The following is a 13,745-nucleotide window of genomic DNA, read 5'->3' on the forward strand; positions in this document are numbered from 1 at the left end:
CCCCATTTACAGGCCAAGCGTTTAAGAATTACCGCAATTTGTAAATGCAGTTGCGGCAACCAAATTTAAGTTTCGGGAGATTCAACATGGGCAAGATTATCGGTATCGACCTGGGGACCACCAACTCCTGCGTCTCGGTTCTGGAAAACGGCGTCGCCAAGGTCATCGAGAACGCTGAAGGCGCTCGTACCACCCCTTCGATCATTGCGTATGCCAATGACGGCGAGATTCTTGTTGGTCAATCGGCCAAGCGTCAGGCTGTCACCAACCCGCACAACACGCTGTACGCAGTGAAGCGCCTGATCGGCCGTAAGTTCGACGAAGAAGTCGTTCAGAAAGATATCAAGATGGTGCCGTACAAAATCGCCAAGGCTGACAACGGCGATGCGTGGGTAGAGGTCAACGGCAAGAAAATGTCCGCTCCTCAGATTTCGGCTGAAATTCTGAAGAAAATGAAGAAGACCGCTGAGGACTACCTCGGCGAGGCAGTGACGGAAGCAGTCATCACCGTTCCGGCTTACTTCAACGACAGCCAGCGTCAGGCCACCAAAGATGCCGGTCGTATTGCCGGTCTGGATGTCAAGCGCATCATCAACGAACCAACCGCAGCCGCACTGGCATACGGTATGGACAAAGCGAAGGGCGACCACACCGTCATCGTTTATGACCTGGGTGGCGGTACGTTCGACGTCTCCGTTATTGAAATCGCTGAAGTCGATGGCGAGCACCAGTTCGAAGTGTTGGCCACCAACGGCGACACCTTCCTGGGTGGTGAAGACTTCGACAACCGCCTGATCGATTACCTGGTCGACGAATTCAAGAAAGAATCCGGCATGAACCTGAAGGGTGATCCGCTGGCGATGCAGCGTCTTAAAGAAGCTGCCGAGAAAGCCAAGATCGAGCTGTCATCGAGCAATTCGACCGACGTTAATCTGCCGTACATCACTGCAGACGCTACCGGTCCAAAGCACTTGAACGTGAAGATCTCCCGCGCCAAGCTGGAATCGCTGGTTGAAGATCTGGTGCAACGTACCATCGAGCCTTGCCGCATTGCGCTGAAAGACTCGGGTATCGAAATCAGCGCGATTAATGACGTGATCCTGGTCGGCGGCCAGACCCGCATGCCACTGGTTCAGCAGAAGGTCACCGAGTTCTTCGGTAAGGAAGCGCGTAAAGACGTTAACCCTGACGAAGCCGTTGCCATGGGCGCAGCGATCCAGGGTGCGGTACTGGCCGGCGACGTAAAAGACGTTCTGCTGCTGGACGTAAGCCCGCTAACGCTGGGTATCGAAACCATGGGCGGCGTGATGACGGCGCTGATCGAGAAAAACACCACGATTCCTACCAAGAAATCGCAAGTGTTCTCGACTGCCGACGACAACCAGAGCGCAGTGACTATTCACGTGCTGCAGGGCGAGCGTAAGCAGGCGACCCAGAACAAATCCCTGGGCAAGTTCGATCTGGCCGAGATTCCACCAGCACCGCGTGGCGTGCCTCAGATCGAAGTGACTTTCGACATCGACGCCAACGGCATTCTGCACGTCGGCGCGAAAGACAAGGCGACAGGCAAGACTCAGTCGATCGTGATCAAGGCCAACTCCGGTCTGTCGGATGAAGAAATCCAGCAGATGATTCGCGACGCTGAAGCGAACTCGGACGAAGACCGCAAGTTCGAAGAGCTGGCCTCTGCCCGCAACCAGGGCGATGCGCTGGTTCACTCGACTCGCAAAATGATCTCCGACGCTGGCGACAAAGTCACCGCTGAAGAAAAGACCGCTATCGAGGCCGCACTGGTTGCACTTGAAGCCGCTGTGAAAGGCGACGACAAGGCTGCCATCGATGCCAAGATCGAAGAGCTGTCGAAAGTCTCCGCCCCGGTCGCTCAGAAGATGTACGCCGAGCAAGCCGAAAAACCTGAAGGCGGTGCGCAGGCCGCTCAGGAAGAAAGCAAGCCGGCTGACGACGTGGTCGACGCTGAGTTTGAAGAAGTAAAAGACCACAAGTAAGCGCAGGCTCACTTGATCGCCGGTTGACTGCTTTCTAACAGTCGCTGGTAGGATGTCGCCGCGCGGGAGCTTGCTCCCGCGTTGGCGTGTCTGGAACACCCAAAATTTTCAAGCACGCGAAGCTGTATCGCGGGCTTTGTGGCAAAGCCGGATGCTCCTGCACTCCGGCTTGTTCTGCCGCTTTTCACGGTCGATCAAAGGCCGCTGAACCAAGACCAGGATCGTTTAATGACGTGAGTTGGGTCCGGGCCTGAAAGGGGCTCAACGAGTCCGGCAGGCTCAGGAGGGTCATGCCGGACGTCCTCAAGAGTGCGGAAAATTTATGTCAAAGCGTGATTATTACGAAGTATTGGGAGTGGAGCGTGGCTCCAGCGAAGCGGAACTGAAGAAGGCATATCGCCGTCTCGCAATGAAATTTCACCCCGACCGCAACCCGGGTGACAAGGCTTCGGAAGACGCCTTCAAAGAAGCCAACGAAGCGTACGAAGTGCTTTCCGATGCCAGCAAGCGCGCGGCCTATGACCAATACGGTCATGCCGGTGTGGATCAGGGCATGGGGGGTGGTGGTTTCGGCGGCGGTGGCGCCAACTTCTCTGACATCTTCGGCGATGTCTTCAGCGACTTCTTCGGTGGCGGCCGTGCTGGTGGCGGTGGTCGTGGCGGTGCCCAGCGTGGCAGCGACCTTCGCTACACCCTCGAATTGAATCTTGAAGAAGCCGTGCGTGGCACCACCGTCAGCATCCGTGTCCCGACACTGGTCAACTGCAAGCCGTGCGACGGCAGCGGCGCCAAAAAGGGCTCTTCCCCTGTGACCTGCCCGACATGCGGCGGCATTGGCCAGGTGCGTATGCAGCAGGGCTTCTTCTCTGTTCAACAGACCTGTCCGCGTTGCCACGGCAACGGCAAGATCATTTCCGACCCTTGCGACTCCTGCCATGGCGAAGGTCGTGTCGAAGAATCGAAGACGCTGTCGGTCAAGGTGCCGCCAGGCGTCGATACCGGCGATCGTATTCGTCTGTCCGGCGAAGGTGAGGCGGGCACGCAGGGCGGTCCTACGGGCGACCTGTACGTTGTGATCAACGTGCGTGAACACGCCATCTTCCAGCGCGACGGCAAGCACCTGTACTGCGAAGTGCCGATCAGCTTCACCGACGCTGCGCTGGGTGGTGAGCTGGAAGTGCCGACGCTGGACGGTCGCGTCAAGCTGAAAATCCCGGAAGGCACGCAAACCGGTAAGCAGTTCCGTCTGCGCGGGAAGGGCGTTGCCCCTGTGCGTGGCGGTGGCGCGGGCGACTTGATGTGCCGTGTGGCGGTAGAGACCCCGGTCAATCTCGGTCGTCGTCAGCGCGAATTGCTCGAAGAGTTCCGCGCATCCCTCGAAGGCGACAGCTCTCATTCGCCTAAAGCCAGTGGCTGGTTTGAAGGTGTGAAGCGTTTCTTCGGCGATCTCTAAGGGGCAGGGCATGCGACGCATTGCTGTGATGGGCGCCGCCGGGCGCATGGGCAAGAACCTGATCGAGGCGGTGCAGGATCGTGCGCCGCTCACCGGGCTGACAGCGGCAATCGTCCGTCCCGGCAGCACGATGATCGGTGCAGACGCCGGCGAACTCGCATCGCTGGGGCGTATCGGTGTTCAGTTGACCGGTAATCTGGAGCAGGTCATGGACGAGTTTGACGTCCTGATCGACTTCACATTGCCCGACGTCATGCTGAAAAACCTGGCGTTCTGCCGTAAGGCGGGCAAGGCGATGGTCATTGGTACCACCGGCTTGAGCGTCGAACAAAAGCATCTGCTGGTGGACGCGAGCCGGGATATTCCAGTCGTCTTCGCATCCAATTTCAGTGTGGGAGTGAACCTGTCGTTCAAGCTGCTGGATCTGGCGGCGCGAGTGATGGGTGAAGATGCAGACATCGAGATCATCGAGGCTCATCACCGCAACAAGGTCGACGCGCCGTCGGGTACGGCGGTCAGCATGGGTGAGGTTGTTGCCAATGCCCTGGGACGTGATTTGAGCAAGGTCGCCGTTTACGGTCGTGAGGGCTACACAGGTGTTCGTGAGCGGGAGACGATCGGCTTCGCCACGGTCCGTGGCGGTGACGTTGTGGGTGATCACACTGTGTTGTTCGCCGCCGAGGGTGAGCGTCTGGAGATTACGCACAAGGCTTCCAGTCGGATGACCTTTGCCAAGGGCGCAGTGCGTGCTGCGCTGTGGCTTGATGGCAAGGCGCCGGGTCTTTACGACATGCAGGACGTACTCGACCTGCGCTGAGTCTTCCGGCGCTTAGATGTCACCAGTAACAATGCGGGCAGGAGAGGGGCTTTCCCTGTATCCTGCCCGCAGTTTCAAGCCATCACACACCCGCTACGCGATGTCCCGTCGCACTCCCCAGCCCTCACGGCAATTTTAGCGGTGGATTAAAAAGACCTCTTTCTGTAAGCTACAGCTTTAGTGTGTCCACTAAAAGCGCGCAGATAATTCTATGAAAAAAGCGGGGTGACGTGTCTATACGTCATTCCGCTTTTTTACAACCTGCGATCGCCCTTTCAGGCTTTATTACGGGAGGTCTTCTTGACTAAGCCAGCCATACTCGCCCTTGCTGATGGCAGCATTTTTCGCGGCGAAGCCATTGGTGCCGACGGTCAAACCGTTGGTGAAGTGGTGTTCAACACCGCAATGACCGGCTATCAGGAAATTCTTACCGATCCTTCCTATGCCCAGCAAATCGTCACCCTGACTTACCCGCACATCGGCAACACCGGCACTACACCGGAAGATGCTGAGTCCGACCGCGTCTGGGCGGCGGGTCTGGTGATTCGCGACCTGCCACTGGTTGCGAGCAACTGGCGTAACAAGATGCCCCTGGATGAGTATCTGAAAGCCAATAAAACCGTTGCGATTGCGGGCATCGACACGCGCCGTCTGACGCGCATCCTTCGTGAGAAGGGCGCTCAAAATGGCTGCATCATGGCTGGCGACAACATTTCCGAAGAGGCAGCCATCGCGGCAGCAAGAGGTTTCCCAGGTCTGAAGGGCATGGACCTCGCCAAGGAAGTCAGCACCAAAGACACCTACGAGTGGCGCTCCACGGTCTGGAACCTGCAGTCCGACAGCAGCCCCGAAGTCGCCGCAGCCGACTTGAAGTACCACGTGGTCGCCTGGGACTACGGCGTCAAGCTGAACATCCTGCGCATGCTGGTGGAGCGCGGTTGCCGTGTAACGGTCGTACCGGCGCAAACCCCGGCCAGCGAAGTGCTTGCGCTCAAGCCGGACGGCATTTTCCTGTCCAACGGCCCTGGCGATCCGGAACCCTGCGACTACGCCATTCAAGCGATCAAGGATGTGCTGGAGACTGACATTCCGGTGTTCGGTATCTGCCTGGGTCACCAACTGCTGGCGCTCGCCTCCGGCGCTCGGACCATCAAGATGGATCTGGGCCACCACGGCGCCAACCACCCGGTTCAGGACCTCGACACAGGCGTGGTCATGATCACCAGCCAGAACCATGGTTTTGCGGTGGACGAAGCGACCTTGCCGAGCAACGTTCGCGCGATTCACAAGTCGCTGTTTGATGGCAGCCTGCAGGGCATTGAGCGCACCGACAAGGACGCGTTCAGCTTCCAGGGTCACCCTGAAGCGAGCCCGGGCCCGACTGACGTCGCGCCGCTGTTCGATCGCTTCATCACAGCCATGGACAAATGCCGCTGAGGCTGCCTTGCGACTGTAGCGAACAGGTGACCGCGGCGGACCGGACCCGATCCGACAGCCCGCCCGGCACCTGAGATGTTCAAGACGGCTTGCCGACTGACACAGGATTCGAGTGACAACCCATGCCAAAACGTACAGACATTAAAAGCATCCTGATTCTTGGCGCTGGCCCGATCGTGATCGGCCAGGCCTGCGAATTCGACTACTCCGGCGCCCAGGCCTGCAAGGCCCTGCGCGAAGAGGGTTACCGCGTCATTCTGGTCAACTCGAACCCGGCCACCATCATGACCGACCCGGCCATGGCGGATGCGACCTACATCGAGCCGATCAAGTGGGCGACCGTCGCCAAGATTATCGAAAAAGAACGCCCTGACGCGCTGCTGCCAACCATGGGCGGCCAGACCGCACTGAACTGCGCACTGGACCTGGAGCGCGAGGGCGTTCTGGAGAAGTTCGGCGTTGAAATGATCGGCGCCAATGCCGACACCATCGACAAGGCTGAAGACCGCTCGCGTTTCGACAAAGCCATGAAATCCATCGGCCTGGCGTGCCCGCGTTCCGGTATCGCTCACAGCATGGAAGAGGCCAATGCAGTCCTCGAAAAGCTGGGTTTCCCGTGCATCATTCGTCCGTCCTTCACCATGGGCGGCACCGGTGGCGGCATCGCGTACAACCGTGAAGAGTTCGAAGAAATCTGCGCCCGCGGTCTCGATCTGTCGCCGACTAAAGAGCTGCTGATCGACGAGTCGCTGATCGGCTGGAAAGAATACGAAATGGAAGTTGTCCGCGACAAAAAGGACAACTGCATCATCGTCTGCTCCATCGAAAACTTCGATCCGATGGGCGTCCACACTGGCGACTCCATCACCGTTGCGCCAGCACAGACGCTCACCGACAAGGAATACCAGATTCTGCGTAACGCCTCGCTGGCGGTTCTGCGCGAGATCGGCGTCGAAACGGGCGGCTCCAACGTTCAGTTTGGTATCTGCCCTGACACCGGCCGCATGGTTGTGATCGAGATGAACCCACGGGTTTCTCGTTCTTCTGCACTGGCGTCCAAGGCTACCGGCTTCCCGATCGCCCGAGTGGCAGCCAAGCTGGCTGTTGGCTACACGCTGGACGAGTTGCAGAACGAAATCACCGGCGGCAAGACCCCGGCGTCGTTCGAGCCGTCGATCGACTACGTCGTCACCAAGCTGCCGCGCTTTGCGTTCGAGAAGTTCGCGAAAGCTGACGCGCGTCTGACCACTCAAATGAAATCGGTCGGCGAAGTCATGGCCATCGGCCGCACGTTCCAGGAATCCCTGCAGAAAGCCCTGCGCGGCCTTGAAGTGGGCGTCAGCGGTCTCGATCCGAAGCTGGACCTGAGCAATCCGGAAAGCATGAGCATTCTCAAGCGCGAACTGACGGTTCCGGGTGCCGAGCGCATCTGGTACGTAGCCGACGCTTTCCGTGCCGGCATGACGGTTGAACAGATTTTCGGCATGAACATGATTGACCCCTGGTTCCTGGTGCAGATCGAAGATCTGATCAAGGACGAGGAGAAGGTCAAGACTCTCGGTCTGTCGGCGATTGACCGCGACATTATGTATCGCCTCAAGCGCAAGGGCTTCTCGGACGCACGCCTGGCCAAGCTGCTGGGTGTGACCGAGAAAAACCTGCGCACGCACCGTCACAAGCTGGACGTGTTGCCGGTCTACAAGCGCGTTGACACCTGCGCAGCCGAGTTCGCCACCGACACTGCGTACATGTACTCCACGTACGAGGAAGAGTGCGAAGCCAACCCGACGAATCGCGACAAGATCATGATTCTGGGTGGCGGTCCGAACCGCATTGGCCAGGGCATCGAGTTCGACTACTGCTGCGTGCACGCTGCGCTGGCGCTGCGGGAGGACGGGTACGAGACCATCATGGTCAACTGCAACCCGGAAACCGTATCGACCGACTACGACACCTCCGACCGGCTGTACTTCGAGCCAGTGACCCTGGAAGACGTGCTGGAAATCGTCCGCGTCGAGAAGCCGAAAGGCGTGATCGTTCAGTACGGCGGGCAGACCCCGTTGAAACTGGCTCGCGCGCTGGAGGCCGCAGGCGTGCCGATCATCGGCACCAGCCCGGACGCCATTGACCGTGCAGAAGACCGCGAGCGCTTCCAGCAAATGGTTGAGCGACTGAACCTGCGTCAACCGCCAAACGCTACGGTGCGCAGCGAAGACGAAGCGATTCGGGCCGCTGCGAAAATCGGCTACCCGCTGGTGGTGCGTCCGTCCTACGTACTGGGCGGCCGTGCGATGGAAATCGTCTACGAAGAAGACGAGCTCAAGCGCTACCTGCGTGAAGCGGTTCAAGTGTCCAACGACAGCCCGGTGCTGCTTGATCACTTCCTCAACTGCGCGATCGAAATGGACGTTGATGCGGTCTGCGACGGTACCGACGTGGTAATCGGCGCAATCATGCAGCACATCGAACAGGCCGGTGTTCACTCGGGTGACTCGGCATGCTCGCTGCCACCGTATTCGCTGCCGGCGCATATCCAGGACGAAATGCGTGAGCAGGTCAAGAAAATGGCCCTGGAGCTCGGCGTTGTCGGTCTGATGAACGTGCAACTGGCATTGCAGGGTGAAGATATCTACGTCATTGAAGTGAACCCGCGCGCCTCGCGTACTGTGCCGTTCGTTTCGAAGTGCATTGGTGTCTCGCTGGCGATGATTGCAGCTCGCGTCATGGCCGGTAAAACGCTGAAAGAACTCGGCTTCACCAAAGAAATCATTCCCAATTTCTACAGCGTGAAAGAGGCGGTGTTCCCATTCGCCAAGTTCCCGGGCGTTGACCCGATCCTCGGCCCTGAGATGAAGTCGACCGGTGAAGTCATGGGCGTCGGTGACACCTTCGGCGAAGCCTTCGCCAAAGCCCAGATGGGCGCCAGTGAAGTGCTGCCGACTGGCGGAACGGCGTTCATCAGTGTGCGTGATGACGACAAGCCCTTGGTGGCAGGTGTTGCACGCAGCTTGATCGAGCTGGGCTTCGACATCGTTGCAACCGCCGGCACTGCGCGCCTGATCGAAGAGGCCGGTCTGAAAGTTCGGCGCGTCAACAAGGTGACCGAGGGCCGTCCACACGTGGTCGACATGATCAAGAATGACGAAGTCACGCTGATCATCAACACCACCGAAGGTCGTCAGTCGATCGCCGACTCCTACTCCATTCGCCGCAATGCCCTGCAGCACAAGATTTACTGCACCACGACCATTGCTGCGGGCGAGGCCATCTGTGAAGCGCTCAAGTTCGGTCCTGAAAAAACCGTGCGCCGCTTGCAGGATCTACACGCAGGACTCAAAGCATGATCAAGTATCCAATGACCGTTCAGGGCGCTCGCGCCCTGGAAGAAGAACACGCACACCTGACCAAGGTGGTTCGGCCCAAGCTCAGCCAGGACATCGGGACTGCGCGTGAGCTGGGCGATCTCAAGGAAAACGCCGAATACCACGCCGCTCGCGAACAACAGGGCATGGTCGAAGCGCGTATCCGCGACATCGAAGGCCGGATCCAGAATCAGGTGATCATCGACGTCACTACCATCCCTCACACTGGCAAGGTGATCTTCGGCACGACGGTCGAAATTGCCAACGTAGAGACGGATGAGCGCGTCACCTACCATATCGTGGGCGAGGACGAAGCTGACTTCAAACTGGGCAAGATTTCGGTAGGTTCGCCGCTTGCTCGCGCGTTGATTGGCAAAGAAGAGGGCGATGTCGTCGCTGTGAAAACACCGAGCGGTGTGATCGAGTACGAAATCGTGGAAGTGCGTCACGTTTGATGATCGACACCCGCATTGCGCGGGTGTTGATTCAGGCAGCCGGTTCGAAGGTCATTGGTTGATCTTTCGAGCCGGCAGTCGCAGCTCTGGTATGACCGGGATCTGCCGGGTCGGCGCTCATCTTTGCAGGTGGGCACCGAATCGGAAGGCCAGCGATCATCGCTCGCTGACCTGACAAGATCAGTTGAAGCGGTGGACGTTGGACAGCTGCTTGTTGACCTTCGGGTTCTTGCGGTAGATCAGCGCCATTTTGCCGATGACCTGCACCAGATCGGCCTTGCCGACTTTGCACAATTCAGCGATGGCTGCCAGGCGGCTTTCGCGGTCGAGGATGTTGAGTTTGATCTTGATCAACTCGTGATCGCCCAGCGCGCGCTCCAGTTCGGCCAGCACACCCTCAGTCAGACCATTGTCCGCCACCATCAACACCGGTTTCAGATGGTGACCAATGGATTTGTATTGTTTCTTCTGCTCTTGAGTGAGCGGCATAATCTGACCTCTGCGTCTGATCTTGTAAAAAGCGGCGGCCAGTTTACCCGAGCGAGTCCGGGACCGCCCGGTTAATCGCGACTCGTCCTAATTTTTTGAGGTGCTCCGTGGCACGTTCCAAAACCAGCCATAACTGGCTTAAAGAACACTTCGACGACAAGTACGTCAAAATGGCGCAGCGGGATGGTTACCGTTCCCGCGCCAGTTACAAGCTTCTCGAGATCCAGGAAAAAGACAAAATCATTCGTCCCGGCATGACGGTCATCGACCTTGGCGCAGCGCCAGGCGGCTGGTCCCAAGTGACCAGTCGTCTGATTGGTGGTCAGGGCCGTTTGATTGCATCGGACATTCTGGAAATGGACAGCATCCCCGACGTGACCTTCATCCAGGGGGATTTCACCCAGGATGAAGTGCTCGCCCAGATCCTTGAGGCTGTGGGTAATACGCAGGTAGACCTTGTGATTTCCGACATGGCCCCCAATATGAGTGGATTGAGCGCTGTGGATATGCCGCGCGCGATGTTCCTCTGTGAACTGGCGTTGGATCTGGCCGGCCGTGTACTGCGTCCTGGTGGGGATTTCTTGATCAAGGTCTTCCAGGGTGAGGGCTTTGACGTGTACCACAAGGACATCCGCAAGCTGTTCGACAAGGTGCAGATGCGCAAGCCTTTGTCGTCGCGGGACCGGTCCAGGGAGCAATATTTGTTGGGTCGCGGGTTTCGCGGCATAGAAGGATCGGCAAGCGATGAGCGCCTTTGATCAAGCGATAGCTTTTTTCAAATAGCTTAATCAAGGGAGCGTAACCAACATCGCGTAGTCAAAGTTTCACAAAGGGTTACAGACGCCGCCTGCCACGCCTGTAGGATCTGTAGTACGTTAGGCCGGTAAATATCATGCGAGGCACGCTCCAGCGTGGAGCTTGCTTCAGAGGGTAGCTAATTGAACGATATGGCAAAGAATTTGATCCTGTGGTTGATCATCGCGGCGGTTCTCGTGACCGTGATGAACAACTTCTCCAGTCCTAACGAGCCGCAGACCCTCAACTATTCCGAATTCATCCAGCAGGTGAAGGACGGCAAGGTGGAGAAGGTTGCCGTTGACGGTTACGTCATCACCGGCAAACGCAGCGATGGCGACTCCTTCAAGACCATCCGACCGGCTATCCAGGATAACGGTCTTATCGGTGATCTGGTCGACAACAACGTTGTGATCGAAGGCAAGCAACCAGAGCAGCAAAGCATCTGGACTCAGCTTCTCGTCGCCAGCTTCCCCATCCTCGTGATTATTGCTGTCTTCATGTTCTTCATGCGCCAGATGCAAGGTGGTGCAGGTGGTAAGGGCGGCCCGATGAGCTTTGGCAAAAGCAAAGCGCGTTTGCTGTCCGAAGATCAGGTGAAGACGACACTGGCTGACGTTGCCGGTTGTGATGAGGCCAAAGAAGAAGTCGGCGAGCTCGTCGAGTTTCTGCGCGACCCGGGCAAGTTCCAGCGCTTGGGTGGTCGCATCCCGCGTGGCGTTCTGATGGTGGGTCCTCCGGGTACTGGTAAAACCTTGTTGGCGAAAGCCATCGCCGGTGAAGCCAAGGTCCCGTTCTTCACGATTTCCGGTTCTGACTTCGTTGAAATGTTCGTCGGTGTTGGTGCAAGCCGGGTCCGTGACATGTTCGAGCAGGCCAAGAAGCATGCGCCTTGCATCATCTTCATCGACGAAATCGATGCAGTAGGTCGCCACCGTGGCGCCGGCATGGGCGGCGGTCATGATGAGCGTGAGCAGACGCTCAACCAGTTGCTGGTTGAGATGGACGGCTTTGAAATGAATGACGGCATCATCGTGATTGCCGCCACCAACCGTCCAGACGTCCTCGACCCGGCACTGCTGCGTCCAGGCCGTTTCGACCGTCAGGTGGTCGTGGGCTTGCCCGATATCCGCGGTCGTGAACAGATTCTCAAGGTACACATGCGCAAAGTGCCAATGGGTGACGACGTTCAGCCAGGTGTGATTGCTCGTGGTACTCCGGGGTTCTCCGGTGCCGACTTGGCAAACCTGGTCAACGAGGCATCGCTGTTCGCCGCTCGTACCGGCAAGCGCATCGTCGAGATGAAAGAATTCGAGTTGGCGAAAGACAAGATCATGATGGGCGCCGAGCGCAAGTCGATGGTCATGTCCGACAAAGAGAAGCGGAACACGGCTTACCACGAGGCAGGTCATGCAATCGTTGGTCGCGTCGTGCCAGAGCATGATCCGGTGTACAAGGTGTCGATTATCCCTCGCGGTCGTGCGTTGGGTGTCACAATGTTCCTCCCCGAAGAAGATCGCTACAGCCTTTCCAAGCGTGCATTGATCAGTCAGATCTGCTCGCTGTACGGTGGGCGTATTGCGGAAGAAATGACACTGGGCTTCGATGGCGTGACTACCGGTGCTTCCAACGACATCATGCGGGCCAGCCAGATCGCTCGGAACATGGTCACCAAGTGGGGTCTTTCTGAGAAGCTGGGTCCGTTGATGTATTCGGACGAAGACGAAGGCGGGTACCTCGGTCGTGGTGGCGGCGGTCAAAATTCCAGCCTCTCAGGTGACACGGCACGTCTTATCGACTCTGAAGTGCGCAGCATCATTGATCAGTGCTACGGCACGGCCAGACAGATCCTCACGGATAATCGTGACAAGCTGGAAGCAATGGCTGACGCGCTGATGAAGTACGAAACCATCGATGCCGAACAAATCGATGACATCATGGCAGGCCGCACACCGCGTGAGCCTCGTGATTGGGAAGGTGGCTCCGGAGATTCCGGTACTCCAATCGCGCCTGTAGGTCCGCGTCCGGAATCGCCGATTGGCGGCCCTGCTGCTGAACACTAAGGTCTGACATGACTTCTGCGCTTCACCTGACCCGGTTGCCTTGCGGCAACCGGGTTCTTGATTTATCCCGCACGCATGTGATGGGAATCCTCAATATCACTCCTGATTCGTTCTCGGACGGCGGGCGCTTTGCGCAGCGCGACCTCGCGTTGCGTCATGCCGAAGCGATGATGATGGCCGGCGCGACCTTGATCGATGTCGGTGGAGAGTCGACTCGGCCTGGTGCGCGATCTGTTTCTCCTGTTGAAGAGCTGGAGCGTGTGGCGCCTGTCGTCGAGGCGATCAGCGCCGAGCTGGATGTCATTATCTCAGTAGATACTTCAACGCCGTCCGTCATTCGCGAGACGGCGCGACTGGGGGCAGGCCTCATCAACGATGTTCGCTCGCTGCGTCGAGACGGGGCGCTGGACGCCGCTGTAGCGACGGGTTTGCCTGTTTGCCTCATGCACATGCGCGGCGAGCCTACGGACATGCAGAATGATCCTCACTACACAGACCTGGTCGCCGAGGTCAGTGCATTCTTGCGCGAGCGCATGGAGCAGTGCGTCGCGGCAGGCATTCCGGTTGAGAACATCATCCTCGATCCGGGATTCGGGTTTGCCAAAACCCTCGAGCATAATCTGAGCCTCTTCAAGCATATGGAGGCGCTCCATGCTTTGGGCCGTCCGTTGCTGGTCGGCGTCTCTCGCAAGAGCATGATCGGCAAGGTTCTCGACAAGCCTGTTGATCAGCGTCTAAATGGTGCGCTGGCGCTTGCCGCCATGGCGATGGTCAAAGGCGCAAAAATCCTGCGTGTGCATGACGTCCCGGAGACGGTAGACGTGGTGCGTATGATTGCTGCCGTTGAATCAGCTAAATAAGAAATCTG

Annotated in this window: 10 protein-coding genes; 9 read left to right on the top strand and 1 reads right to left on the bottom strand. The window is 58.1% G+C overall.

Annotated features, from left to right (window positions below):
• Positions 1–44 precede the first annotated feature (44 nt).
• The 6 genes from dnaK to greA all read left to right on the top strand — a co-directional run bounded on the left by dnaK (position 45) and on the right by greA (position 9,530).
• On the top strand, positions 45–2,006 hold the full coding sequence (gene dnaK / locus AC0Z8Z_RS11845) for a molecular chaperone DnaK (RefSeq protein WP_172610667.1): 1,962 nt from the start codon (positions 45–47) through the stop codon (positions 2,004–2,006).
• Between the two features lie 322 nt (positions 2,007–2,328).
• Positions 2,329–3,459 carry a molecular chaperone DnaJ gene (dnaJ, locus tag AC0Z8Z_RS11850; RefSeq protein WP_172610668.1) on the top strand — a complete coding sequence of 377 codons (1,131 nt, stop codon included), beginning with the start codon at positions 2,329–2,331 and terminating at the stop codon, positions 3,457–3,459.
• Positions 3,460–3,469: 10 nt separating this feature from the next.
• Entirely contained in the window at positions 3,470–4,276 is an 807-nt protein-coding gene (dapB, locus tag AC0Z8Z_RS11855) for a 4-hydroxy-tetrahydrodipicolinate reductase (protein WP_485619219.1), read from the top strand.
• A gap of 300 nt (positions 4,277–4,576) precedes the next feature.
• Positions 4,577–5,713, top strand: a complete 1,137-nt coding sequence (gene carA / locus AC0Z8Z_RS11860) for a glutamine-hydrolyzing carbamoyl-phosphate synthase small subunit (RefSeq protein ID WP_485619220.1) — start codon at positions 4,577–4,579, stop codon at positions 5,711–5,713.
• A gap of 122 nt (positions 5,714–5,835) precedes the next feature.
• The gene (gene carB / locus AC0Z8Z_RS11865; RefSeq protein ID WP_369318943.1) at positions 5,836–9,057 is read left to right on the top strand and encodes a carbamoyl-phosphate synthase large subunit; all 3,222 of its coding nucleotides are present in this window, start codon (positions 5,836–5,838) and stop codon (positions 9,055–9,057) included.
• Entirely contained in the window at positions 9,054–9,530 is a 477-nt protein-coding gene (gene greA / locus AC0Z8Z_RS11870; RefSeq protein ID WP_122535420.1) for a transcription elongation factor GreA, read from the top strand. Before carB ends, greA begins: the two co-directional genes overlap by 4 nt.
• A 180-nt stretch (positions 9,531–9,710) precedes the next feature.
• Here greA and AC0Z8Z_RS11875 read toward each other — a convergent pair whose 3' ends face one another.
• On the bottom strand, positions 9,711–10,019 hold the full coding sequence (locus AC0Z8Z_RS11875) for a YhbY family RNA-binding protein (RefSeq protein WP_074888472.1): 309 nt from the start codon (positions 10,017–10,019) through the stop codon (positions 9,711–9,713).
• 107 nt (positions 10,020–10,126) lie between these two features.
• Between AC0Z8Z_RS11875 and rlmE the strand changes: the two genes are divergently transcribed.
• The 3 genes from rlmE to folP all read left to right on the top strand — a co-directional run bounded on the left by rlmE (position 10,127) and on the right by folP (position 13,737).
• Complete coding sequence (gene rlmE / locus AC0Z8Z_RS11880; protein ID WP_065987607.1) at positions 10,127–10,777, top strand: 23S rRNA (uridine(2552)-2'-O)-methyltransferase RlmE; 651 nt, start codon at positions 10,127–10,129, stop codon at positions 10,775–10,777.
• Positions 10,778–10,966: 189 nt separating this feature from the next.
• A complete protein-coding gene (ftsH, locus tag AC0Z8Z_RS11885; RefSeq protein WP_122535421.1) occupies positions 10,967–12,877 on the top strand; it encodes an ATP-dependent zinc metalloprotease FtsH in 1,911 nt (636 codons plus the stop codon).
• 8 nt (positions 12,878–12,885) lie between these two features.
• A complete protein-coding gene (folP, locus tag AC0Z8Z_RS11890; protein ID WP_485619221.1) occupies positions 12,886–13,737 on the top strand; it encodes a dihydropteroate synthase in 852 nt (283 codons plus the stop codon).
• Positions 13,738–13,745 lie beyond the last annotated feature (8 nt).

The organism is Pseudomonas sp. 1L-C-7-B-C1, from assembly GCF_057291635.1.